Origin of the sequence: Streptococcus mitis (genome assembly GCF_002096845.1) — a bacterium.
Taxonomy (GTDB): domain Bacteria; phylum Bacillota; class Bacilli; order Lactobacillales; family Streptococcaceae; genus Streptococcus; species Streptococcus mitis_A.
Window position 1 is genome coordinate 1 of record NZ_NCVK01000017.1, and the last position, 22695, is coordinate 22695.

A 22695-nucleotide genomic window follows, 5' to 3' on the forward strand; every position below is an offset into this window, starting at 1 on the left:
ATACACCTGTACCCATGCCGAACACAGAAGTTAAGCCCTAGAACGCCGGAAGTAGTTGGGGGTTGCCCCCTGTGAGATATGGAAGTCGCTTAGCTCTAGGGAGTTTAGCTCAGCTGGGAGAGCATCTGCCTTACAAGCAGAGGGTCAGCGGTTCGATCCCGTTAACTCCCAAAGGTCCCGTAGTGTAGCGGTTATCACGTCGCCCTGTCACGGCGAAGATCGCGGGTTCGATTCCCGTCGGGACCGTTTGAAATAACGCAAGTTATTTTAGACTCGTTAGCTCAGTTGGTAGAGCAATTGACTTTTAATCAATGGGTCACTGGTTCGAGCCCAGTACGGGTCATATATGCGGGTTTGGCGGAATTGGCAGACGCACCAGATTTAGGATCTGGCGCTTAACGGCGTGGGGGTTCAAGTCCCTTAACCCGCATTAAGAAATAATAAATGAGCCGGCTTAGCTCAGTTGGTAGAGCATCTGATTTGTAATCAGAGGGTCGCGTGTTCAAGTCATGTAGCCGGCATTTTTAGATAGAAGAAAACAGTGCGAACGTAGTTCAGTGGTAGAACACCACCTTGCCAAGGTGGGGGTCGCGGGTTCGAATCCCGTCGTTCGCTTAGAGAGGCCGGGGTGGCGGAACTGGCAGACGCACAGGACTTAAAATCCTGCGATTGGTAACGATCGTACCGGTTCGATTCCGGTCCTCGGCATAATATAGAGCACCCTTAGCTCAACTGGATAGAGTACCTGACTACGAATCAGGCGGTTAGAGGTTCGACTCCTCTAGGGTGCATTTTTCTATTTAACTCGGGAAGTAGCTCAGCTTGGTAGAGTACTTGGTTTGGGACCAAGGTGTCGCAGGTTCGAATCCTGTCTTCCCGATTCATGGCGGTGTAGCTCAGCTGGCTAGAGCGTCCGGTTCATACCCGGGAGGTCGGGGGTTCGATCCCCTTCGCCGCTATAATGATCTTGTTGGACCTTTAGCTCAGCTGGTTAGAGCTCTCGGCTCATAACCGAGTGGTCGTAGGTTCAAGTCCTACAAGGTCCATTTGAATAGTATGGAGGATTACCCAAGTCTGGCTGAAGGGAACGGTCTTGAAAACCGTCAGGCGTGTAAAAGCGTGCGTGGGTTCGAATCCCACATCCTCCTTTTGTATTAACGCGGGATGGAGCAGCTCGGTAGCTCGTCGGGCTCATAACCCGAAGGTCGTAGGTTCAAATCCTGCTCCCGCAATAAGGCTCGGTAGCTCAGTTGGTAGAGCAATGGATTGAAGCTCCATGTGTCGGCGGTTCGATTCCGTCTCGCGCCATTTTTACTTATAGTATGTATGCGGGTGTAGTTTAGTGGTAAAACTACAGCCTTCCAAGCTGTTGTCGCGAGTTCGATTCTCGTCACCCGCTTTGAACTTTGTTCAAATTACCAAGTTTTTAACTTGGGCGCGTAGCTCAGGTGGTTAGAGCGCACGCCTGATAAGCGTGAGGTCGGTGGTTCGAGTCCACTCGTGCCCATTAATTGGAGAATTACTCAAGAGGCTGAAGAGGACGGTTTGCTAAATCGTTAGGTCGGGTAACTGGCGCAAGGGTTCGAATCCCTTATTCTCCGTTTTATTGAGAGTTTATAACTCTTTTTTTTTGTATTTTTAAGAATAGTAGAATAAAAACTTCAGATTTGTAAAACTTAATTGGATTACTTATCTGAAGTTTTTTGCGCTCTTTGTCAACTGTAGTGGGCTGAAGAAATACTAAAATTTGTATATATTGTTGATTTTACGGTTGTGCTAGTTTATTATTACTTCCAACTCTTGAGTGAAATTTCTCCGCTATTGAGCCAGATTTCTTTTCCGTTATCACATTGAACTAAAAGTTTGCCATTTTCTGAGATATCTTTAGCAAGTCCTTTGTAGTCTTTTTGATCTAGTGTAAAAGTCACTTCTTTTCCTAGAACAAATGACTGTTTTTTGTATAAGTATAATAGCTCTTCTGCTGGTGTTTCGAAGAAAACACGCCATATTTCAATGATTAATTCATTTCTGGTAATAGGTGCTGGTGCTTTAAATAGACTAGCAGCTTTTTCTTTTAATTCCTGAGGGAAATCTTTAATTGTGAAATTGATACCTACTCCAATAATGATATCTGTGACTAAGCCAGTTTCTACAGAGGTCATTGCTTCAGTGAGGATTCCTCCAATTTTATGATTTTTGAGGTAGATATCATTGACCCATTTTATGTCGACATCTATTAAAGTTAGGTTCTTAATGGCTTTGTAGATGGCTCCTGCTACAAGTAGTGTGTAGGACGGTAATTTGTCATAGGGAAGATTTGGTTTGAGATGGAGTGTCATATAAATACCACCTTGTGGGGAGTAGAAAGAACGTTGAAAACGTCCTCGTCCAGCTGTTTGATAGGAAGCTAGATAGAGGGTGTTTGCTTCATTTCCTAAATCAATTGCTTCTTTTGCATCGAGTTGTGTTGATCTTGTTTCGGGTTTAAAACTGATTTTAATTGGAAGATTTTCTTCTAGAATCTCTGGAAGAATAAGGTCACCATTCACCAGTTTATAGCCTTTGTTTTTGATACTATCAATTTCAATGCCTTCTTGTTCTAAACGCTTGATGGCTTTCCAAATTGATGTTCGGGTCAGTGATAGTTCTTCTGCAATCTTTTCTCCGCTGATATAATCGGTTTCTTTAGCTAGAATTTGGTAGACGGCTTGGTAGGATTTCATAGTGTTTCCTTTCTCATTAGTTGGTGTTGAGAATATTCTTTTCTTGTTTGACTTGGAGTCTGATTAAAGTATTGTTTATAAGCTTTAGAAAAATGTAGTGGATCTGCAAAGCCTACCGAGTACGCTATTACCTTGATTGACTCTTGGGTATTTTCGAGAAGTTGTTTAGCTCGATACATTCGAACGTAGAGTAGGTATTCTTTGGGTGATAAGGTGTTAAATTCTTTGAATACGCTTGATAAGTAGCTTCTGTGAACGGATAGTTCTTTTGCTAAATCTTGAATTGTAAGTGATTGAGGATAGTGGCTATCAATTAATCGTTTGCATTCAAGATAGAGTTGGTGGGTCGATGAAATATTCTTTTTCTTCTGATTGGGAGCAATAGTTCCCAGATGAAACATCAGTTCATGGAGTTGTCCCATGATATGGAGTTGAGCTAATTCATTTGATTTGGTAATCTGAGCGAAGCGGACAATGTCTGAGATGAGTTTTGCAGTGGTCTGGGTATGACAAGTTTCAGATTGGATGAGATAGGATTGATCAGAAATTTGAGAAAGAGCAAAATAGTCAGGAGCTTTCCCTCCAGTGATTCCTAACCAGTAGTAGGCCCAAGGTTCTTTACTATCTGCTTGATAAAAGGTTAGTTCCTCTGGTTTTAATAGAAAGAAATCTCCCTCTTTTAAATCAACAATTTTACCCTTGTAATGAAATTTTCCTTGTCCTTTAGTAATGTAATGTAGAACGTATGTGTCACGAATAGCTGGACCAAAAGAGTAATTTGGTGTGCATTCTTCATATCCATAAAAGCTTAGGGAAAGGTCAATTGTTCCAGTCTGGTATTCTGAAAAAACTAGCATGTGCTACCTCCTACCTAACATTTTACCATATTCTTGAGACATTTTTCTATTTTAGAAAGCGATTTCAGGTGATAAAATATAATCAATAAAGTGATGAGGTGAAGTAAATGGGAGTTAGGATAGAGAATAATCTATTTTATGTTGAGAGTAAAAATCTAAGTTTGATTATTGAAAATCGTGATGGGTACTTACTATTGAAACATTTAGGAAAGCCTATTAAGAACTATAAAGGTTCCAATAGTGTTTATGAACGAGACCATGCCTTTTCAGGAAATCCAACAGCTACTAATCGAACCTTTAGTTTGGATACACAACGTCAGATTTTTGGACAACATGGCTTAGGAGATTTTAGAAAACCAACCTTACAGATTCAGCATAGGGTAACTGAAGTAACAGACTTTCGATTTGTAGAAGCAAAGATTTTAAAAGGCCAGAATGGTCCACAGGGATTACCTTCTCCACACAGCATGGACGATACAGAGACTCTTGTCTTAATGTTAGAAGATTCTAAGGCTCAACTTAGTCTGACTTTGTATTATACTGCTTTTAATAATGATGCGACAATTGCTAGCTACAGTAAATTAGAGAATAATAGTAATCAGGAAGTTGTCATCCATAAAGATTTTTCTTTTATGGCTGATTTCCCTGCTGCAGCTTACGAAATCGTAACTCTGCAGGGTGCTTATGCTCGTGAAAAGACTGTCAGACGTCAACAGGTAGAACAAGGAATCTTTTCGATTAGTTCGAACCGTGGAGCTTCTGGGCATGCTCAAACACCAGCTCTTCTACTATGCGAACAAGGAGTCACAGAGGATGCTGGGAATGTGTTTGCTATTCAACTACTGTATAGTGGAAACTTTGAAGCTTTTGTTCAAAAGAATCAATTGAATGAAGTTCGGCTGGCTATTGGAATTAATCCAGAAAACTTTTCTTGGAAGTTAGACCCTGAGAAATACTTTGAAACACCGGTAGCTTTAGTGACTTATTCAGATAAGGGATTAACTGGTGTTAGTCATGAAAGTCAGAATTTTGCACTGAAGCACATTATGCCAAGTAAATTTTCTAAAAAAGAACGCCCAATTCTAATTAATAACTGGGAAGCTACTTACTTTGACTTTCAGAGAGAAAAACTGTTAGAGTTAGCAGATGAAGCTAAGAAAGTTGGCATTGAACTTTTTGTATTAGATGATGGTTGGTTTGGTAATCGCTTTGATGATAATCGTGCTTTAGGTGACTGGAGTGTGAATGAGGAAAAACTGGGTGGAAGTCTTGAAAGTCTGATTTCAGCTATCCATGACAGAGGGTTGCAGTTTGGGCTTTGGTTAGAACCTGAGATGATTTCTGTAGATAGTGATTTGTATCGTCAACATCCTGACTGGGCTATTCAGGTTCCTGGCTATGAGCATACTTATTCTCGGAATCAACTAGTACTGAATCTTGCCAATCCTCAGGTAGTAGAATACTTGAAAAATGTCTTAGATCAACTCCTATCTTATCATGAGATTGACTACATCAAATGGGATATGAATCGTAATATTACTAAGCTAGGAAATGGCTTTACTTATCTAGAGACACAGATGCAATCTCATCAGTACATGTTGGGGCTTTACGAACTCGTTTCTTATCTGACAGAGAAGCACAGCCATATTCTCTTTGAGTCCTGCTCTGGTGGTGGTGGACGAAATGATCTGGGTATGATGCGATATTTTCCACAAGTCTGGGCTAGTGATAATACTGATGCTATTGCACGTTTACCAATTCAATACGGTTCATCTCATCTCTATCCAACCATTTCTATGGGGGCTCATGTGTCAGCAGTACCGAATCATCAGATGGGGCGAACGACACCATTAGAAACACGTGGCCATGTAGCAATGATGGGAAATTTGGGCTATGAGCTTGATTTGACAAGTTTATCAGATGAAGAGAAAGCTACGATTGCTAATCAGGTGAACTTGTATAAAGAATTACGACCAGTAGTTCAGTTAGGACAACAGTATAGGTTAATCAATCCCGAGTCTGCATCCAATGAAGCAGCTCTACAATTTAATTACAAAAATCAAACGATTGTAACCTACGTTCGCATTTTGTCAGTTGTAGAGACCATGGAAACAACTTTAAAATTAAAAGATTTGGTTGAAGAGGGACTGTATGAATTACAGGAAAATGGAGTAGTTTACTCAGGTGCAGAACTCATGTATGCAGGTTTAACTGTTATCTTATCCCAGGGAGATTTTTTGAGTAAACAGTATATTTTTAGAAGACTATAATAAAGGTGTATAATTTTATAAAGGAGGCTTTCCAATGAAATGGTATAAGAAAGCAGGTTTTCTTTTAGTCGCTGGGGCTAGTTTACTAGGCCTAGCAGCTTGTGGTCAGAATAATCAATCGACTGATGGAAAGGTAACGATTGAATTTTTTAACCAGAAGACCGAAATGGCGGATACTTTGCAAAAAATTGTAGATAATTTTGAAAAGGATCATCCTACTATTGATGTAAAACTGACGACTGTTCCGGCAGCTGGAATTGTTCTGAAGACTCGGATTTTATCAGGAGATGTTCCAGATATTGTTAATATCTATCCTCAAAATATGGATTTTCAGGAGTGGGCAAAAGCAGGTTATTTTGCAGATATGACAGGGAAATCTTATCTTGAGAACATTAAGAATGACTATGCAGAAAAGTATGCAATCAATAACAAGATTTATAGTGTGCCTTTAACTGCTAACCTTTATGGAATCTATTACAATAAAACAAAGTTTAAAGAATTAGGACTTGAGGAACCGAAGACTTTTAAAGAGTTTCAAGAGATTGTTAAAAAGATAAAAGATAGTGGGAATTCTCCGTTTGCAGTTGCAGGCAATGAAGGATGGACATTAAACGGTTATCACCAACTTTCTCTCATTACTATTACAGGCAGTGGAGACGCAGCTAATAACTATCTTCGCTTTTCAAAACCAAATGCTATTTCTGTAGATGATGCTATTTTAAAAGCAGATGCAGAACGACTAGATTTGTTAGCGGATAATGCTCAAGATGGATGGCGTGGTGCCTCTTATAATGATGCGGTGGTAGCATTCTCGAATGAAAAAGCCTTGATGATGCCACAAGGATCATGGGCATTAGCGGCAATTAATCAACAGGATCCAAAATTTGATGTGGGGATGTTTGCCTTCCCAGGAGAAGAAGTAGGAAAAGAAGTCACTGTTGGTGCAGGGGACATGGCATTATCAACTTCAGCTACTACCAAACATCCTAAAGAAACCGAAGAATTTATCAGCTATATGACTAGTCCAAAAGCTATGCAAGTATATTATGATGTGGATGGATCACCAGTTGCGGTAAAAGGTATACAGGAAAAAGAAGATTCAGCACTTGCAGAGATTTCTAAACTAGCATTTACGGATAAACATTATGTTTGGTTGGGCCAACACTGGAATTCTGAAGAAGATTTTTTCAATCTAAGTGCAGGTTACTTGATGGATAAAAATCTAAAAAATATGGCAAACAATCTCAATGCTTTCTTTAATCCGATGAAGGCAGATTTGGACTAGAATAGGAGTTAAGATGATATGGCTATTCGAAAATTTTTAAATAAATACTGGGGTTGGACTTTTTTGCTCATCCCGCTTGCATTACAAGCTATCTTCTTTTACTTTCCGATGGTACAAGGTGCTTTCTATAGTTTGACTAACTGGACTGGATTGACCTATAATTATAAATTTGTTGGTCTGAATAACTACAAATTGCTGATGATTGATGGGAAATTCTTCACAGCCATTGCTTTTACTTTGATTTTAACCCTGGCATTGATTATTGGAGAGATTACAATTGGGATGGTTGTGGCTCGAGCCTTAAATTCTAAGATGAAAGGGCAGACCTTCTTTAGAGCATGGTTCTTTTTCCCAGCGGTTTTGTCTGGTTTGACAGTTTCCTTGATTTTTAAACAATTCTTTAACTATGGTCTTCCAACGATTGGAAAAATTTTAGGGATTAGTTTTTTACAAGAAAGTCTATTAGGAACACCAATCGGAGCAGTAGTGGCAACTATTTTTGTTCTTTTATGGCAAGGAGTAGCAATGCCAATTATTCTCTTTCTTGCTGGTCTTCAGAGTATTCCATCTGATATTTTGGAGGCGGCATCAATTGATGGTGCAACAAGCAAACAAACCTTTTGGAAGATTGAATTACCATATTTGTTGCCAACGATTTCTATGGTTTTTATCCTAGCTCTTAAGTCCGGTTTGACTGCCTTTGACCAAATTTTTGCTTTGACGAGTGGTGGTCCTAATAATGCTACAACGTCTCTCGGTCTTTTAGTCTATAACTATGCCTTCAAGAGTAATCAATATGGATATGCGAATGCAATTGCCTTGATTTTATTCTTAATTATTGGAATTGTATCCCTTATCCAAATCAAACTATCAAAGAAATTTGAAATCTAATAGGGGAGTCTTACACATGAAAAAAGAAGAAAAATTGAATCAGTTTTGGAAGTATGTCCTCTTGATAGTAGGTGGTATTCTCATACTTGTTCCTTTGTTGGTAACGGTTTTTAGTTCCCTCAAGACAACCAAGGATATCATGAATCATTTCTTTGGTTTGCCCAATCCTTTTACATTAAGCAATTATGAACGATTGGTTTCGGATGGAATTGGAGGCTATTTCTGGAATTCAGCTGTTATTACGGTGTTATCATTGATTGTAGTAGCCTTCTTTATACCAGCTGCAGCCTATTCCATTGCTCGAAATATGTCCAAGAAAAAAGCCTTTGCAATTATGTATTCGCTCTTGATTTTAGGGATATTTGTTCCATTTCAGGTGATTATGATTCCTATCACAGTTATGATGAGCAAACTCGGCCTGGCAAATATGTGGGGGTTGATACTACTTTATCTAACTTATGCAATTCCACAGACCCTCTTCTTGTATGTTGGTTATATTAAAATCAGTGTACCAGATAGTTTAGATGAAGCTGCAGAAATTGATGGGGCTGATCGATTTACAACTTACCGTCGAATTATCTTTCCAATGCTGAAGCCCATGCATGCTACAACCTTGATTATCAATGCATTATGGTTCTGGAATGACTTTATGTTGCCATTGTTGATTTTGAATAAGGATTCCAAGATGTGGACTTTGCCTCTCTTCCAGTACAACTACCAAGGTCAGTATTTTAATGACTATGGACCAAGTTTTGCATCCTATATTGTGGGAATTATAACAATTACTGTCGTATACCTCATCTTCCAAAAACATATCATTTCAGGAATGAGCAACGGAGCAGTGAAATAAGATACAAAGGGACGATTCAGCTTGCTGAAAATTTCTGTAGAAAAATAGGAAATTGACGTAGTGTGCTTGCACACAAGAAGATTTATCTTTTTTCCTAAGAAATTAGTCCAGTGTTCAATTCCGTATACGAAGGGACGATTCAGCTTGCTGATTTCAATCGTACCCTATGAAGCAATTCTTAAAATACATAAACTCATAAAAGCCAGGTCATATGAGACTTGGCTTCAATTAGAAAAAGGAGAGTAATGATGCCAATTCAGAATAAAACCATGTTGATTACCTATTCAGATAGTCTGGGAAATAATCTTAAAGACTTATATGAGAATTTGGAAGAGCATTTTGGAGATGCTATTGGGGGAGTTCACCTTCTCCCATTTTTCCCATCAACAGGTGATCGTGGATTTGCGCCAGTTGACTACGACGAAGTGGATTCAGCTTTTGGTGATTGGGAGAATGTTAAGCGTTTAGGTGAGAAATATTATCTTATGTTTGACTTTATGATTAATCATATTTCTCGTCAATCTAAGTATTATAAGGACTATCAAGAAAAACATGAAGCCAGTGAATTTAAAGATCTCTTTTTAAACTGGGATAAGTTTTGGCCAGAAAACCGTCCGACACAGTCTGATGTAGATTTAATTTACAAGCGTAAGGATCGTGCACCAAAGCAAGAGATTGTGTTTGAAGATGGTTCAGTGGAACATTTGTGGAATACCTTTGGTGAGGAGCAGATTGATCTTGATGTGACCAAAGAAGTAACTATGGAATTTATCCGTAAGACCATTCAGCACTTGGCAAGTAATGGGTGTGATTTGATTCGTCTAGATGCCTTTGCTTATGCAGTGAAGAAATTGGATACTAATGATTTCTTTGTGGAACCAGATATTTGGGATTTATTGGACAAAGTTCGAGATATCGCTGCTGAGTATGGGACAGAGCTCTTACCTGAGATTCATGAACATTATTCGATTCAGTTTAAAATAGCAGACCATGATTACTATGTTTATGATTTTGCTCTTCCAATGGTGACACTTTATACTCTTTACAGTTCCAGAACAGAGCGTTTGGCTAAGTGGTTGAAGATGAGCCCGATGAAGCAATTTACGACGCTAGATACCCATGATGGGATTGGAGTAGTAGATGTCAAGGATATCCTGACCGATGAGGAGATTGACTATGCTTCAAATGAACTCTATAAGGTTGGAGCTAATGTCAAACGTAAGTACTCCAGTGCCGAGTATAACAATTTAGATATCTACCAAATCAATTCAACCTACTATTCTGCGCTTGGAGATGATGATGTCAAGTATTTTCTCGCTCGTCTAATTCAAGCTTTTGCCCCAGGTATTCCTCAGCTTTACTATGTAGGTCTATTAGCAGGCAAGAATGACTTGAAATTATTAGAAGAAACTAAAGAAGGTCGAAATATTAATCGTCATTACTATAGCAATGAGGAAATAGCAGAAGAAGTCCAACGTCCTGTAGTGAAGGCCCTTCTCAATCTATTTTCTTTCCGTAATCGATCAGTAGCATTTGATTTAGAAGGAACTATTGACGTTGAAACACCAACAGCCCACAGCATTGTAATCAAACGTCAAAATAAAGATAAGTCTGTAACAGCAGTAGCAGAAATTAATCTGCAAAGTCAGGCTTATCGGGTAATTGAGAATGGAGTTGAAGTAACATTTTGAAGCCTTGATATGGTTGATACGATAGGGTTTTTATTTTAGAAATCGTTTCCTTTGTTTTCAAATTGCTAAAAAAGTGGTACAATAAAGGGTAGCTTACTATTATCTGAATCAGCTGATTTGGAGAGAAAGGATTCATTTTGAAATCAATAGGCTTTATTGAAAAGCTGAAAGGGTTGTCTAGTAAAGAGATGATTTTATTGGGAATTATCCTGAGTATCTTTTTACCCTTTTATCTTTTTGTAGTTTTATTCTGTTTATATATTATTAGTTTGATTTTTACAGGAGATATGAAAAGTATTCTTCAGAAAATGGGGGAGCATCCGATGTTGCTTCTTTTTCTTGGCTATAGTACTGTGATCTCCATTTTTGCACAAAATTGGATGGGTCTTGTGGCTTCAGTAGGAATGTTTCTATTTACTGTTTTCTTTTTGCACTATCAGTCGATTTTATCACATAAATTCTTTCGATTGATTTTGCAACTCGTCTTGTTTGGTAGCGTTTTGTCAGCTGCTTTTGCAAGTTTAGAACATTTCCAAATTGTAAAGAAATTTAACTATGCTTTTCTTTCACCCAATATGCAGGTGTGGCATCAGAATCGTGCAGAAGTGACCTTCTTTAATCCTAATTATTATGGAATTATTTGTTGTTTCTGTATCATGATTGCCTTCTATCTGTTTACAACGACCAAGTTGAATTGGTTGAAAGTATTCTGTGTGATTGCAGGCTTTGTGAATCTCTTTGGTTTGAACTTTACGCAAAATCGAACTGCCTTTCCTGCAATTATCGCTGGAGCCATTATTTATCTCTTTACGACCATTAAAAACTGGAAGGCCTTTTGGCTTAGTATTGGAGTCTTTGCGATTGGCTTGAGCTTCCTCTTTTCCAGTGATTTGGGAGTTCGGATGGGGACTTTAGATTCTTCTATGGAAGAACGCATTTCTATCTGGGATGCTGGAATGGCCTTGTTTAAGCAAAATCCTTTTTGGGGTGAGGGGCCATTAACCTATATGCACTCTTATCCTAGGATACATGCTCCTTATCATGAACATGCTCACAGTCTTTATATTGATACGATTCTGAGTTATGGAATTGTGGGTACCATTTTATTAGTTTTGTCTTCTGTTGCTCCTGTTCGCTTGATGATGGATATGAGTCAGGAGTCGGGTAAACGTCCGATTATCGGCCTTTATCTTTCTTTCCTTACAGTGGTTGCTGTGCATGGAATCTTTGACTTGGCCCTCTTCTGGATTCAGTCAGGTTTTATTTTCTTGCTAGTTATGTGCAGTATTCCATTGGAGCATCGAACGTTGGTATCGGATATGACGGATTAAGTTTTATAAGATGGAAGAGGCTGGGACAAAAAGATTTTGATTTTAGGAATTCTTTATTATGACATTTTAAAATCGATAGATTAGACAAAAAAGCGAACAAAACAGAATTCTGAGTGTCAGATGACTCGTTTTGTTCGTTTTTTATATTTAAGGTTAGACTTTTGTCCAAGACTCTTTTTTACTGGTGAAAATTATTTCTAAATCGAAATAGTTGACAGTTGAAATGATAAGTGTTAGAATTTTGTTATTCATTTCGATATAGAAATAAATTGGAGGTGTCATGAAATATTGTCATTTGCTAGCCAATCATATTCGTTTATTGAATGGGCGGATTTTTCAAAAGTTACTGAGTCAGGATTCTGAAGCTCTTTATAGGAGTGAACAGGGTAAAATTTTAGCGGTTTTATGGAATAGTGAAACTGGCTGCGCGACTGCGACAGATATTGCTCTGGCGACTGGGCTTGCTAATAATACTCTGACGACTATGATAAAAAAGCTTGAGGAACAAAATCTTGTAACCGTTAGTCCATGTGGAGAAGATAAGCGTAAGAAGTATTTGGTTTTAACAGAGTTGGGGAAGTCTCAGAAAGCAGTGGGGCATCGTGTCAGTCAGAAATTGGATACGATCTTTTACAAAGGATTTTCAGAGGAAGAAATTCGTCAGTTTGAAGCCTTTCAAGAAAGAATTTTGGTTAATCTGAAAGAGGAGGAAAATGAGGTTTAAAATGGAGTAAATTAGCTGTTTATAAGTAAAGGCCACTTTTGACTTTGTTTTCCAACTCTTAGGACAAGGAAACTATGTAGTTAGCTATGGTCAGACTCAGATTGGTGGAGTTGCCTATGCCCAGTACGATATCTTCCCTCTAGAAAACGGGAAAATTGTGGAGCATTGGGACAATATGGAAGTTATGCCTAAGGTAGAAGACTTGACCAATCGAGGGAAGTTTTAAATTGAGGATACAGAATGATTGAATACAAAAATGTAGCCTTGCGCTACACAGAAAAAGATGTCTTGAGAGATGTCAACTTACAGATTGAGAATGGCGAGTTTATGGTTTTAGTAGGGCCTTCTGGCTCAGGTAAAACAACTATGATTAAGATGGTCAACCGCCTCTTGGAACCAACTGATGGAAATATTTATATGGATGGTAAGCGCATCAAAGATTATGATGAGCGTGAGCTTCGTCTCTCTACTGGTTATGTTTTACAGGCTATTGCTCTCTTTCCTAATCTAACGGTCGCGGAAAATATTGCCCTGATTCCTGAGATGAAGGGCTGGACTAAGGAAGAAATTGCTAATAAAACTGAAGAGCTTTTGGCTAAGGTTGGTTTACCAGTGGCTGAGTATGGGCATCGACTTCCTAGTGAATTATCTGGTGGAGAACAGCAACGGGTCGGTATTGTTCGTGCTATGATTGGTCAGCCCAAGATTCTCCTCATGGATGAACCTTTTTCAGCCTTGGATGCTATTTCGAGAAAACAGTTGCAGGTTCTGACGAAAGAATTGCATAAAGAGTTTGGGATGACAACTATTTTTGTAACCCATGATACGGATGAAGCTTTGAAATTGGCGGACCGTATTGCTGTCTTGCAGGATGGAGAAATTCGCCAGGTAGCGAATCCTGAGACAATTTTAAAAGCGCCTGCAACAGACTTTGTAGCAGACTTGTTTGGAGGTAGTGTTCATGACTAATTTAATTGCAACTTTTCAGGATCGTTTTAGTGATTGGTTGACAGCTCTATCTCAACATTTGCAGTTGTCACTTTTGACCTTGTTGCTGGCTATTTTTATCGCGATTCCCTTGGCTGTTTATCTTCGCTATCATGAGAAATTGGCTGACTGGGTCTTGCAGATTGCAGGGATTTTCCAGACCATCCCGTCTCTGGCCTTGTTGGGGCTCTTTATTCCTTTGATGGGAATTGGGACTTTGCCTGCATTGACAGCTCTAGTGATTTATGCGATTTTTCCGATTTTGCAAAATACCATTACTGGACTCAAGGGAATTGATCCGAGTCTGCAAGAGGCTGGGATTGCCTTTGGGATGACCAGATGGGAGCGTCTCAAGAAGTTTGAAATTCCACTTGCCATGCCTGTTATGATGTCTGGAATTCGGACAGCAGCTGTTTTGATTATCGGTACGGCAACCTTGGCTGCCTTGATTGGGGCAGGGGGACTGGGTTCCTTTATCCTTTTGGGAATTGACCGTCATAATGCCAGTCTAATTTTGATTGGGGCACTTTCTTCAGGAGTGCTGGCTATTGCCTTTAACTTCCTACTAAAAGTGATGGAAAAAGCAAAATTGCGGACGATTTTCTCTGGTTTTGCCTTGGTGACCATATTACTCGGTCTGTCTTATAGTCCGGCCCTCTTAACTCAAAAAGAAAAAGAAAACTTGGTCATTGCTGGGAAATTGGGTCCAGAACCAGAAATCTTGGCCAATATGTATAAGTTGCTGATTGAAGAAAACACCAGTATGACTGCGACTGTTAAACCGAATTTTGGGAAAACAAGCTTTCTTTATGAAGCTTTGAAAAAAGGCGATATTGACATCTATCCTGAATTTACTGGTACGGTGACTGAAAGTTTGCTGCAACCATCACCAAAGGTGAGTCATGAGCCAGAGCAGGTTTATCAGGTAGCGCGTGATGGTATTGCCAAACAGGATTATCTAGCCTATCTCAAACCCATGTCTTATCAAAATACCTATGCTGTAGCTGTTCCGAAAAAGATTGCTCAAGAATATGGCTTGAAGACCATTTCGGACTTGAAAAAAGTAGAAGGGAAGTTGAAGGCTGGATTTACTCTCGAGTTTAATGACCGTGAAGATGGCAATAAGGGCTTGCAATCAATATATGGTCTCAATCTCAATGTAGCGACCATGGAGCCAGCCCTTCGCTATCAGGCTATTCAGTCAGGGGATATTCAAATTACGGATGCCTATTCGACTGATGCGGAATTGGCGCGTTATGATTTACAGGTCTTGGAAGATGACAAACAACTCTTCCCACCTTATCAAGGGGCTCCACTCATGAAAGAAGCCCTTCTCAAGAAACATCCGGAGTTGGAAAGAGTTCTTAATAAATTGGCTGGTAAAATTACTGAAAGCCAGATGAGCCAGCTCAACTACCAAGTGGGTGTTGAAGGCAAGTCAGCAGAACAAGTAGCCAAGGAGTTTCTACAAGATCAAGGCTTATTGAAGAAATAGCTTGAAAAGCTAAACTCAACTTGGTTAAACGACTATATAGAAGAATGCTCAGACAATGTCGTCTGGGCTTTTTTGGTGTTAGAATTAATGATTTTCATTTTTAAATGGAAAATAAGAGAAAATTTTCAGGATTTTGTAAATTTTACTGTAAAGACACTTGACTATTCATAAAATAGGTGTATAATGTGTTGTGAACTACTTAACAAATAAGGATTTTCAGCTCATGTCGACTAAGGTTAGAAATCTTGTGTATAGACAGTTCATTATCTAATAGAGCGTTGCGTCCGAAAGTCTATCTAGACACGGCTCTTTAAAAACAAAAGGAGAAATGATGCATACTTATTTGCAAAAGAAAATTGAAAATATCAAAACAACCCTAGGTGAAATGTCAGGTGGTTACCGTCGTATGGTTGCGGCTATGGCTGATTTAGGATTTTCAGGAACTATGAAGGCTATTTGGAATGACCTCTTTGCCCATCGCAGTTTTGCTCAGTGGATTTATTTGCTAGTTTTAGGAAGTTTTCCTCTCTGGCTGGAGTTGATTTATGAACACCGTATTGTTGACTGGATTGGGATGATTTGCAGCCTGACAGGGATTATTTGTGTTATCTTTGTATCGGAAGGTCGAGCAAGTAATTATCTTTTTGGCTTGATTAACTCTGTTATTTACCTTATTTTGGCCCTACAGAAAGGCTTTTACGGTGAGGTACTGACGACACTTTACTTCACAGTCATGCAACCGATTGGACTTCTAGTTTGGATCTACCAGGCACAGTTTAAGAAGGAAAAGCAGGAGTTTGTCGCGCGTAAACTGGACGGCAAAGGCTGGACAAAGTATCTTTCCGTTAGTGTTCTTTGGTGGTTGGCCTTTGGTTTTATTTATCAGTCTATCGGTGCCAATCGTCCCTATCGTGATTCCATCACAGATGCGACCAATGGGGTAGGGCAAATCCTCATGACAGCTGTTTACCGTGAACAGTGGATATTCTGGGCAGCTACTAATGTCTTTTCAATCTATCTCTGGTGGGGAGAAAGCCTGCAAATTCAAGGGAAATACCTGATTTATCTCATCAACAGTCTAGTTGGTTGGTATCAATGGAGCAAGGCTGCTAAGCAGAATACTGACTTACCTAACTAATACTCTTCGAAAATCTCTTCAAACCACGTCAGCGTCGCCTTGCCGTAGGTATGGTTACTGACTTCGTCAGTTCTATCCACAACCTCAAAACACTGTTTTGAGCAAGCTGTGGCTAGTTTCTTAGTTTGTTTTTTGATTTTCATTGAGTATAAGAAGAGGTGTTTGAAAGTGCTGTTTTGAGATTTCGATTAAAACAGATATAGTTGATAATCAAGGATTTGAGATGATGAAAAAGAGGAGCAGTAGTTCCTCTTTTATTGTCGAAAAGATAAAAACTCAGTAGCCTGGGCATAAGGCGACTGAGCTCTAGTCTGTATTTATACTCTTCGAAAATCAAATTCAAACCACGTCAGCTTCACCTTGCCGTACTCAAGTACAGCCTGCGGCTAGCTTCCTAGTTTGCTCTTTGATTTTCATTGAGTATTAGTCTTTAGAAATGAGAAGGTCTAGATAAAACTGGACAACTTCCTGATTTGTGAAGTCTTGCCCTTTTTTGAGCCACCAGGTCAATGTTTCGATAAAGTTGGTCACGACCAAGTGTTGGAGATAAGAAACAGGCAGACTTGGGTGAGATTCTTTCAACTCATCAGCCAACATGGGATAGACATGGTGCTCCAGTTCTTTATGAAGTTGGCGAAGGAAGTAGTCATTTTTGGAGAATAGCAGACTGGTGATATGGTCTTGGTTTTTCTGAAAATGAAGAAAGAGATGGGCGAGATAAACCTTAGTTGAAATGGATTTTTCTCTTTCAAAGAGGTGATGGAATAGGTAGCGGCAAAGCTCGTCCAGAAGCAGCTCCTTGCTCTCATAGTGACAGTAAAAAGTAGAACGTCCCACATCTGCGAGATCAATAATATCCTGAACAGTAGTGGCCTCGTAGCCCTTAGTGTTCAAAAGTTGTAGAAAAGCTTGATAGATGGCTTTTTTTGTTTTACTGGTACGGCGGTCAATGTTAGTCATATGGACACTTGAGGCAAATTGTTCAGAACTGAATAAAGCTGACCTTTTGCTTCTATCCTTTCTTTGAGTTTTAGTGGATAATGATAATGAACAAGGTGTTCATAAATCTATTATAACAAAGGAATGAGAAATATGAAGGCAAAATATACTGTTTGGCTAGCTTTTTTCTTAAATTTGACTTATGCTATTGTCGAGTTTATCGCTGGTGGAGTGTTTGGTTCCAGTGCAGTTCTTGCTGACTCGGTGCATGACTTGGGAGATGCGATTGCTATTGGGATCTCAGCCTTTTTGGAAAGTATCTCCAATCGTGAAGAAGACAGCCACTATACCTTGGGCTACAAGCGTTTTAGCCTTTTAGGGGCCATGATAACGGCTGTGATTCTTATGACAGGGTCCGTTTTGGTCATTTGGGAAAATATAGCGAAAATCTTTCATCCACAACCGGTCAATGATGAGGGGATTCTCTGGTTAGGAATTATTGCGATTATTATCAATGTGCTAGCGAATCTCGTCATTCGCAAAGGACAAACCAAGAATGAATCCATTCTCAGCCTGCACTTTCTGGAAGATACCTTGGGTTGGGTGGCTGTCATCCTGATGGCCATTGTTCTTCGATTTACCGATTGGTATATCTTGGATACACTCTTGTCTCTTGCTATTTCCTTCTTTATTCTGTCAAAAGCCCTTCCACGTTTTTGGAGCACGCTCAAGATATTCCTCGATGCAGTGCCAGAAGGAGTAGATATCCAGAAGATCAAGACGGATTTAGCAGAATTGGATCATGTCGCTAGTATCAATCAGCTTAATCTCTGGACTATGGATGGTTTGGAAAAAAATGCCATTGTCCATGTTTGTTTAAAAGAGATGGAGCATATGGAAACTTGTAAAGAATCTATTCGAATTTTCCTCAAAGATTGTGGCTTTCAAAATGTTACCATTGAAGTTGATGCTGACCTAGAAAATCACCAAGCACATAAGCGAAAGGTGTGAGTTGGAGCGGAATCATAGAGATTATTAGAGAAACAGCCTTGCTAGAGGTCGTTTTGTAATTCTAATCATTCCTTGTACTTTCTCTCAGAGTCAGTCTGGTTCCTAGCATGGTCAGGCTAGGTATTTTGCGACCGTGGAGTACTTCCTTGTTAAGAATATCCATACCTGCTCGGCCCATTTCTTCAGTATAAACCGTGATGCTAGAAAGGGGAGGATAAACCTGTTTGGTCAGGCTGGTGTCGTTAAAGGAAATGAGGCTGACACGGTCTGGTAGGCTGATTCCAGCTTCTTGGAGCGCACGGAGGGCACCGATGGCTAAACTATCGCTAGCTGCAAAAAATGCTGGTGGCAGTTGGTCTCCTAAGCTCTGAATGGCCTCCTTCATCAAGTCATAGCCAGACTGGGCAGTAAAGCTTCCTTGAAAGACCAGTTCATCATGATAGATTCCCTTTGCTTTGCTGTAGTTCTTAAAATTTTCAAGTCGCTTGTCCTCAATGATTTCTTCTTGGTCTGTTGTTTCCTCAAGCCCTGTTAGAATCCCGATACGATTCAATCCTTGGCTGAGGAAATAATCGACAACCTGTTTCATGGCAGTGTAAAAGTCCGTGATAATGCAGGTGTGTCCTAGTGAAAGGGTATCACTGTCTAGAAAGACTAGGGGCTTTTGGTATTCTTCAAAGGCAGAAATCTGAGCTCGGCTAAACTTTCCGATGCAGAGAATCCCAATTACTTCCTCGCTTAGGGTAAAAGGATGGTCATTAAAATAGCGCAAGATATCATAGTCCAACTCTTGGGCTCTTTTTTCTATGCCTAGGCGAATCTGGTAGTAGTAGAGGTCGTCCAGCTCCCCTTGTTCGCTGACCCATTGGATAATGGCAATCTTTTGCTTGGGCTTGTGGGACTCGCCTGTCTTGAGGTGCTTGGTGTAGCCCAACTCTTCAGCAACAGTTAAAATACGGTGTCTGGTTTCTTCGGTAACAGATAGGCTCTGGTCGCGATTGAGGACACGGGATACGGTCGCGATAGAGACAGAGGCTAACTGTGCAATGTCTTTTAAGGTAGCCATAAATCCTCCTTGATTAGGTTAGTATATCATATTTTTCTGCCTTTTACCGATATTTTAGTAAAAGTTTAGTAAAAAGGATTGACCTTGGGGAATCCCTTGGATAAAATAGAAGAAAACGATTACACGTTAAGGTTGACTTAACGGACAGTAAAAGGAGAAATCATATGACACAACATCTTACTGCTGAAGCGCTTCGCAAAGACTTTCTTGCTGTTTTTGGTCAAGAAGCAGACCAAACTTTCTTTTCACCAGGTCGTATCAACTTGATTGGTGAGCACACAGACTACAACGGTGGACATGTATTTCCAGCAGCCATTTCCTTAGGAACTTATGGGGCTGCTCGCAAACGTGATGATCAAGTCTTGCGTTTCTACTCAGCTAACTTTGAGGACAAGGGCATTATCGAAGTGCCTTTAGCGGATCTCAAGTTTGAAAAAGAGCACAATTGGACCAATTATCCAAAAGGAGTTCTTCATTTCTTGCAAGAAGCTGGGCACGTGATTGATAAAGGTTTTGATTTTTATGTTTATGGGAATATCCCAAATGGTGCTGGATTATCTTCTTCAGCATCCTTGGAACTCTTGACAGGAGTCGTGGCAGAGTATCTATTTGATTTAAAACTAGACCGTTTGGATTTGGTTAAAATCGGTAAACAAACAGAAAACAACTTTATCGGAGTAAACTCTGGTATCATGGATCAGTTTGCCATCGGTATGGGGGCAGACCAACGTGCTATTTACCTTGATACGAACACTTTAGAATATGATTTGGTGCCACTTGATTTGAAAGACAATGTCGTTGTTATCATGAACACCAACAAACGCCGTGAACTGGCTGACTCTAAGTACAATGAACGCCGTGCTGAGTGTGAAAAAGCAGTGGAAGAATTGCAAGCTGCCTTGGATATTCAGACCTTGGGTGAATTGGACGAGTGGGCCTTTGACCAATATAGCTACCTAATCAAAGATGAAAATCGTTTGAAACGTGCTCGCCATGCTGTGCTTGAAAACCAACGTACCCTCAAAGCTCAAGTAGCCCTTCAAGCAGGAGATTTGGAAACATTTGGTCGTTTGATGAATGCGTCACACGTTTCTCTTGAGCATGATTATGAAGTAACTGGTTTGGAATTGGATACCCTTGTTCACAGAGCTTGGGCACAAGCAGGTGTTCTCGGTGCTCGTATGACAGGGGCAGGTTTTGGCGGCTGTGCTATTGCCTTGGTGCAAAAAGATACTGTTGAGGCCTTTAAGGAAGCTGTAGGCAAACACTACGAGGAAGTAGTTGGCTATGCTCCAAGCTTCTATATCGCTGAAGTTGCAGGTGGCACTCGCGTCCTTGACTAGTCCAAAGGAGGCTCTATAGTGACCTTAGTAGATAAATTTGTAACGCATATCATTTCTGAAAGTTCATTTGAAGAAATGGATCGAATCTACCTGACTAATCGTGTTTTGGCACGAGTGGGAGAAGGTGTTTTGGAAGTTGAGACCAATCTGAATAAATTGATTGACCTCAAGGACCAGTTGGTTGAGGAAGCCGTTCGATTAGAGACGATTGAGGATAGTCAGACTGCGCGTGAAATCCTTGGTGCTGAACTGATGGATTTGGTGACCCCTTGTCCTAGTCAGGTCAATCGTAACTTCTGGTCAACCTATGCCCAATCTCCTGAGCAAGCGATAGCGGATTTTTACCAACTCAGTCAGAAAAATGACTACATTAAGCTCAAGGCCATTGCTAAAAATATTGCTTATCGTGTTCCATCTGACTATGGAGAACTTGAGATTACCATCAATCTCTCTAAGCCTGAAAAGGATCCGAAAGAGATTGCGGCAGCCAAGTTGGTGCAAGCTAGCAATTATCCTCAGTGTCAGCTTTGTCTAGAGAATGAGGGCTATCATGGTCGGGTTAACCATCCAGCTCGCAGTAATCACCGCATTATCCGTTTTGAAATGGCTGGTCAGGAGTGGGGCTTCCAGTATTCGCCCTATGCTTATTTTAATGAGCACTGTATCTTTTTAGATGGTCAGCATCGTCCCATGGCCATTAGCCGTCAGAGTTTTGAGCGTCTGCTGGCTATCGTAGAACAGTTTCCAGGCTATTTTGCTGGCTCTAATGCCGACTTGCCGATTGTGGGAGGTTCTATTCTAACTCATGATCATTATCAGGGAGGCCGTCACGTATTTCCTATGGAATTGGCTCCTCTGCACAAGACTTTCCGATTTGCTGGTTTTGAGCAGGTAAAGGCAGGGATTGTCAAGTGGCCCATGTCAGTGTTGCGTTTGACTTCGGATTCCAAAGAAGATTTGATCAATTTGGCTGATAAGATTTTGCAGGAATGGCGTCAGTATTCAGATTCTATTGTGCAGATTTTGGCTGAGATTGATGGGATACCGCATCATACCATCACACCGATTGCCCGTAAACGCAACGGTCAGTTTGAGTTGGACTTGGTCTTGCGGGACAATCAGACATCGCTAGAGCATCCTGATGGCATCTATCATCCCCACAAGGATGTCCAACATATCAAGAAGGAAAATATTGGCTTGATTGAGGTCATGGGCTTGGCAATCTTGCCACCACGTCTGAAAGAAGAAGTGGAGCAAGTCGCTAGCTATCTTGTAGGAGAAGCTGATGTAGTTGCCGACTATCATCAGGAATGGGCAGACCAAATCAAAGCCCAACATCCAGATCTAGCGGATAAAGAAAAAGCTCTTGAAATCGTCAAGGACTCTGTGGGTGCTATCTTTGCGCGTGTACTTGAGGATGCAGGAGTCTACAAGCAGACGGAACAAGGGCAGGCAGCCTTTATGCGTTTTGTGGAGCAGGTCGGAATTTTACCAGACTAGGAGCTTTCTCCTTGCACAGTCCTATAAAAAGTAGTATCATAGTGTCGTTTGAAATATCAGGAGGAAACGATGAAAGACTTTCATTTTGACGCTATATCTGCCTTTGAAAATTACGAAATTGAACAAATGAGAGATGGTCACGTTGTGGTGACGACAAAAGTAGTGGACTCGTCGCTCAACTACTATGGCAATGCCCATGGTGGCTATCTCTTTACTCTCTGTGACCAGATCAGTGGTTTGGTGGTTATCTCGCTGGGGCTTGATGGAGTGACACTCCAATCTTCTATCAACTACCTCAAAGCAGGAAAACTCGACGATGTGCTGACCATCAAAGGAGAATGTGTCCATCAAGGTCGCACAACTTGTGTGGTGGATGTTGATATCACCAATCAAGAGGGCAGAAATGTCTGCAAAGCAACCTTTACCATGTTTGTCACAGGCCAGCGGTCAGAAGACAGACAGGTAAGGATATAGATAAACAAAAAAAGAGGCTCGCACCCAATGTCATTAAGTTAAGAAATTCAAATACAATTCTGTATTTGGGTTTCTTTTTTATGTGATAAACTTATAGTTAAGGAGGGATTTTCCATGATA

General features: G+C 40.3%; 19 protein-coding genes, 17 tRNA genes, 1 rRNA gene and 1 pseudogene. 33 read left to right on the forward strand and 5 right to left on the reverse strand.

Features of this window, described 5'->3' with window-relative positions:
- The 18 genes from rrf to B7695_RS04990 form a co-directional block, all read left to right on the forward strand.
- A 5S ribosomal RNA gene (gene rrf, locus B7695_RS04905) occupies positions 1-94 on the forward strand; the annotation flags it as partial.
- Positions 95-98: 4 nt separating this feature from the next.
- Positions 99-171 (forward strand) — tRNA-Val (locus B7695_RS04910).
- A 2-nt stretch (positions 172-173) separates the two neighbouring features.
- Positions 174-246: transfer RNA gene (locus B7695_RS04915), tRNA-Asp, on the forward strand.
- Between the two features lie 24 nt (positions 247-270).
- Positions 271-343: transfer RNA gene (locus B7695_RS04920), tRNA-Lys, on the forward strand.
- 5 nt (positions 344-348) lie between these two features.
- Positions 349-430, forward strand: a tRNA-Leu gene (locus tag B7695_RS04925).
- Between the two features lie 18 nt (positions 431-448).
- Positions 449-521: transfer RNA gene (locus tag B7695_RS04930), tRNA-Thr, on the forward strand.
- Positions 522-543: 22 nt separating this feature from the next.
- Positions 544-615, forward strand: a tRNA-Gly gene (locus B7695_RS04935).
- A gap of 7 nt (positions 616-622) precedes the next feature.
- Positions 623-708, forward strand: a tRNA-Leu gene (locus B7695_RS04940).
- 9 nt (positions 709-717) lie between these two features.
- Positions 718-791 (forward strand) — tRNA-Arg (locus B7695_RS04945).
- Between the two features lie 15 nt (positions 792-806).
- Positions 807-880 (forward strand) — tRNA-Pro (locus B7695_RS04950).
- A gap of 5 nt (positions 881-885) precedes the next feature.
- Positions 886-959 (forward strand) — tRNA-Met (locus tag B7695_RS04955).
- 13 nt (positions 960-972) lie between these two features.
- Positions 973-1046 (forward strand) — tRNA-Ile (locus B7695_RS04960).
- A 12-nt stretch (positions 1047-1058) separates the two neighbouring features.
- Positions 1059-1148, forward strand: a tRNA-Ser gene (locus B7695_RS04965).
- Positions 1149-1158: 10 nt separating this feature from the next.
- Positions 1159-1232: transfer RNA gene (locus B7695_RS04970), tRNA-Met, on the forward strand.
- Between the two features lie 3 nt (positions 1233-1235).
- Positions 1236-1308, forward strand: a tRNA-Phe gene (locus B7695_RS04975).
- Positions 1309-1328: 20 nt separating this feature from the next.
- A tRNA-Gly gene (locus B7695_RS04980) sits at positions 1329-1399 on the forward strand.
- A 34-nt stretch (positions 1400-1433) separates the two neighbouring features.
- Positions 1434-1507, forward strand: a tRNA-Ile gene (locus tag B7695_RS04985).
- A 6-nt stretch (positions 1508-1513) separates the two neighbouring features.
- Positions 1514-1601 (forward strand) — tRNA-Ser (locus B7695_RS04990).
- A gap of 186 nt (positions 1602-1787) precedes the next feature.
- Here B7695_RS04990 and birA read toward each other — a convergent pair.
- Together birA and B7695_RS05000 are read right to left on the reverse strand one after the other, a co-directional pair.
- Positions 1788-2723, reverse strand: a complete 936-nt coding sequence (birA, locus tag B7695_RS04995) for a bifunctional biotin--[acetyl-CoA-carboxylase] ligase/biotin operon repressor BirA (protein ID WP_084890090.1) — start codon at positions 2721-2723, stop codon at positions 1788-1790.
- Positions 2720-3580, reverse strand: a complete 861-nt coding sequence (locus B7695_RS05000) for an AraC family transcriptional regulator (protein WP_084890093.1) — start codon at positions 3578-3580, stop codon at positions 2720-2722. The genes birA and B7695_RS05000 overlap by 4 nt, the downstream gene beginning before the upstream one ends.
- A 107-nt stretch (positions 3581-3687) precedes the next feature.
- Here B7695_RS05000 and B7695_RS05005 point away from each other — a divergent pair, with 107 nt between their 5' ends.
- The 11 genes and pseudogenes from B7695_RS05005 to pnuC all read left to right on the forward strand — a co-directional run bounded on the left by B7695_RS05005 (position 3688) and on the right by pnuC (position 16242).
- Positions 3688-5850: an alpha-galactosidase gene (locus B7695_RS05005; protein ID WP_084890095.1), complete on the forward strand. Its 2163-nt coding sequence runs from the start codon at positions 3688-3690 to the stop codon at positions 5848-5850.
- A gap of 34 nt (positions 5851-5884) precedes the next feature.
- Positions 5885-7135 (forward strand): extracellular solute-binding protein, encoded by a 1251-nt coding sequence (locus tag B7695_RS05010; protein WP_084890097.1) that lies wholly within the window; start codon positions 5885-5887, stop codon positions 7133-7135.
- Positions 7136-7153: 18 nt separating this feature from the next.
- Positions 7154-8026, forward strand: coding sequence for a carbohydrate ABC transporter permease (locus B7695_RS05015; RefSeq protein WP_001007686.1), 873 nt, complete (start codon positions 7154-7156; stop codon positions 8024-8026).
- Positions 8027-8042: 16 nt separating this feature from the next.
- Positions 8043-8876 carry a carbohydrate ABC transporter permease gene (locus B7695_RS05020; protein WP_084890099.1) on the forward strand — a complete coding sequence of 278 codons (834 nt, stop codon included), beginning with the start codon at positions 8043-8045 and terminating at the stop codon, positions 8874-8876.
- A gap of 248 nt (positions 8877-9124) precedes the next feature.
- Complete coding sequence (gene gtfA / locus B7695_RS05025; protein ID WP_084890101.1) at positions 9125-10567, forward strand: sucrose phosphorylase; 1443 nt, start codon at positions 9125-9127, stop codon at positions 10565-10567.
- Positions 10568-10704: 137 nt separating this feature from the next.
- Positions 10705-11898 carry an O-antigen ligase family protein gene (locus B7695_RS05030; RefSeq protein ID WP_084890104.1) on the forward strand — a complete coding sequence of 398 codons (1194 nt, stop codon included), beginning with the start codon at positions 10705-10707 and terminating at the stop codon, positions 11896-11898.
- 280 nt (positions 11899-12178) lie between these two features.
- Positions 12179-12622 carry a MarR family winged helix-turn-helix transcriptional regulator gene (locus tag B7695_RS05035; RefSeq protein WP_084890106.1) on the forward strand — a complete coding sequence of 148 codons (444 nt, stop codon included), beginning with the start codon at positions 12179-12181 and terminating at the stop codon, positions 12620-12622.
- A gap of 34 nt (positions 12623-12656) precedes the next feature.
- A pseudogene (locus tag B7695_RS05040) lies at positions 12657-12848 on the forward strand (nuclear transport factor 2 family protein); the annotation flags it as partial.
- Positions 12849-12862: 14 nt separating this feature from the next.
- On the forward strand, positions 12863-13591 hold the full coding sequence (locus tag B7695_RS05045) for an ATP-binding cassette domain-containing protein (protein WP_084890108.1): 729 nt from the start codon (positions 12863-12865) through the stop codon (positions 13589-13591).
- Positions 13584-15104 carry an ABC transporter permease/substrate-binding protein gene (locus tag B7695_RS05050; protein WP_084890110.1) on the forward strand — a complete coding sequence of 507 codons (1521 nt, stop codon included), beginning with the start codon at positions 13584-13586 and terminating at the stop codon, positions 15102-15104. Before B7695_RS05045 ends, B7695_RS05050 begins: the two co-directional genes overlap by 8 nt.
- A gap of 331 nt (positions 15105-15435) precedes the next feature.
- On the forward strand, positions 15436-16242 hold the full coding sequence (gene pnuC, locus B7695_RS05055; protein WP_192855734.1) for a nicotinamide riboside transporter PnuC: 807 nt from the start codon (positions 15436-15438) through the stop codon (positions 16240-16242).
- Here pnuC and B7695_RS11425 read toward each other — a convergent pair.
- Both B7695_RS11425 and B7695_RS05070 read right to left on the reverse strand, forming a co-directional pair.
- Complete coding sequence (locus tag B7695_RS11425) at positions 16239-16385, reverse strand: hypothetical protein (RefSeq protein WP_084890115.1); 147 nt, start codon at positions 16383-16385, stop codon at positions 16239-16241. The two genes, pnuC and B7695_RS11425, sit on opposite strands and share 4 nt — an antisense overlap.
- A gap of 280 nt (positions 16386-16665) precedes the next feature.
- The gene (locus tag B7695_RS05070; protein ID WP_084890117.1) at positions 16666-17202 is read right to left on the reverse strand and encodes a TetR/AcrR family transcriptional regulator; all 537 of its coding nucleotides are present in this window, start codon (positions 17200-17202) and stop codon (positions 16666-16668) included.
- 132 nt (positions 17203-17334) lie between these two features.
- On the opposite strand from B7695_RS05070, the gene B7695_RS05075 reads away from it, so the two are divergent.
- Complete coding sequence (locus tag B7695_RS05075) at positions 17335-18192, forward strand: cation diffusion facilitator family transporter (RefSeq protein ID WP_192855733.1); 858 nt, start codon at positions 17335-17337, stop codon at positions 18190-18192.
- A 61-nt stretch (positions 18193-18253) separates the two neighbouring features.
- Here the strand turns inward: B7695_RS05075 and galR are convergent, their stop codons facing one another.
- A complete protein-coding gene (gene galR, locus B7695_RS05080) occupies positions 18254-19258 on the reverse strand; it encodes a DNA-binding transcriptional regulator GalR (RefSeq protein WP_084890122.1) in 1005 nt (334 codons plus the stop codon).
- 164 nt (positions 19259-19422) lie between these two features.
- Between galR and B7695_RS05085 the strand changes: the two genes are divergently transcribed.
- The 3 genes from B7695_RS05085 (at position 19423) to B7695_RS05095 (ending at position 22575) form a co-directional block, all read left to right on the forward strand.
- Positions 19423-20601 carry a galactokinase gene (locus tag B7695_RS05085; protein WP_084890124.1) on the forward strand — a complete coding sequence of 393 codons (1179 nt, stop codon included), beginning with the start codon at positions 19423-19425 and terminating at the stop codon, positions 20599-20601.
- Between the two features lie 18 nt (positions 20602-20619).
- Positions 20620-22101 carry a UDP-glucose--hexose-1-phosphate uridylyltransferase gene (locus tag B7695_RS05090; RefSeq protein WP_084890125.1) on the forward strand — a complete coding sequence of 494 codons (1482 nt, stop codon included), beginning with the start codon at positions 20620-20622 and terminating at the stop codon, positions 22099-22101.
- A 69-nt stretch (positions 22102-22170) separates the two neighbouring features.
- Complete coding sequence (locus tag B7695_RS05095; protein ID WP_000651223.1) at positions 22171-22575, forward strand: PaaI family thioesterase; 405 nt, start codon at positions 22171-22173, stop codon at positions 22573-22575.
- The last annotated feature ends 120 nt before the right edge of the window (positions 22576-22695 follow it).

What these genes read in the sequence shown, in the direction of transcription:
- birA (WP_084890090.1), bottom strand. Translation starts at nt 2,723, where the DNA reads ATGAAATCCTACCAAGCCGTCTACCAAATTCTAGCTAAAGAAACCGAT.
- B7695_RS05000 (WP_084890093.1), bottom strand. Translation starts at nt 3,580, where the DNA reads ATGCTAGTTTTTTCAGAATACCAGACTGGAACAATTGACCTTTCCCTA.
- B7695_RS05005 (WP_084890095.1), top strand. Translation starts at nt 3,688, where the DNA reads ATGGGAGTTAGGATAGAGAATAATCTATTTTATGTTGAGAGTAAAAAT.
- B7695_RS05010 (WP_084890097.1), top strand. Translation starts at nt 5,885, where the DNA reads ATGAAATGGTATAAGAAAGCAGGTTTTCTTTTAGTCGCTGGGGCTAGT.
- B7695_RS05015 (WP_001007686.1), top strand. Translation starts at nt 7,154, where the DNA reads ATGGCTATTCGAAAATTTTTAAATAAATACTGGGGTTGGACTTTTTTG.
- B7695_RS05020 (WP_084890099.1), top strand. Translation starts at nt 8,043, where the DNA reads ATGAAAAAAGAAGAAAAATTGAATCAGTTTTGGAAGTATGTCCTCTTG.
- gtfA (WP_084890101.1), top strand. Translation starts at nt 9,125, where the DNA reads ATGCCAATTCAGAATAAAACCATGTTGATTACCTATTCAGATAGTCTG.
- B7695_RS05035 (WP_084890106.1), top strand. Translation starts at nt 12,179, where the DNA reads ATGAAATATTGTCATTTGCTAGCCAATCATATTCGTTTATTGAATGGG.
- B7695_RS05045 (WP_084890108.1), top strand. Translation starts at nt 12,863, where the DNA reads ATGATTGAATACAAAAATGTAGCCTTGCGCTACACAGAAAAAGATGTC.
- B7695_RS05050 (WP_084890110.1), top strand. Translation starts at nt 13,584, where the DNA reads ATGACTAATTTAATTGCAACTTTTCAGGATCGTTTTAGTGATTGGTTG.
- pnuC (WP_192855734.1), top strand. Translation starts at nt 15,436, where the DNA reads ATGCATACTTATTTGCAAAAGAAAATTGAAAATATCAAAACAACCCTA.
- B7695_RS11425 (WP_084890115.1), bottom strand. Translation starts at nt 16,385, where the DNA reads ATGAAAATCAAAAAACAAACTAAGAAACTAGCCACAGCTTGCTCAAAA.
- B7695_RS05070 (WP_084890117.1), bottom strand. Translation starts at nt 17,202, where the DNA reads ATGACTAACATTGACCGCCGTACCAGTAAAACAAAAAAAGCCATCTAT.
- B7695_RS05075 (WP_192855733.1), top strand. Translation starts at nt 17,335, where the DNA reads ATGAAGGCAAAATATACTGTTTGGCTAGCTTTTTTCTTAAATTTGACT.
- galR (WP_084890122.1), bottom strand. Translation starts at nt 19,258, where the DNA reads ATGGCTACCTTAAAAGACATTGCACAGTTAGCCTCTGTCTCTATCGCG.
- B7695_RS05085 (WP_084890124.1), top strand. Translation starts at nt 19,423, where the DNA reads ATGACACAACATCTTACTGCTGAAGCGCTTCGCAAAGACTTTCTTGCT.
- B7695_RS05095 (WP_000651223.1), top strand. Translation starts at nt 22,171, where the DNA reads ATGAAAGACTTTCATTTTGACGCTATATCTGCCTTTGAAAATTACGAA.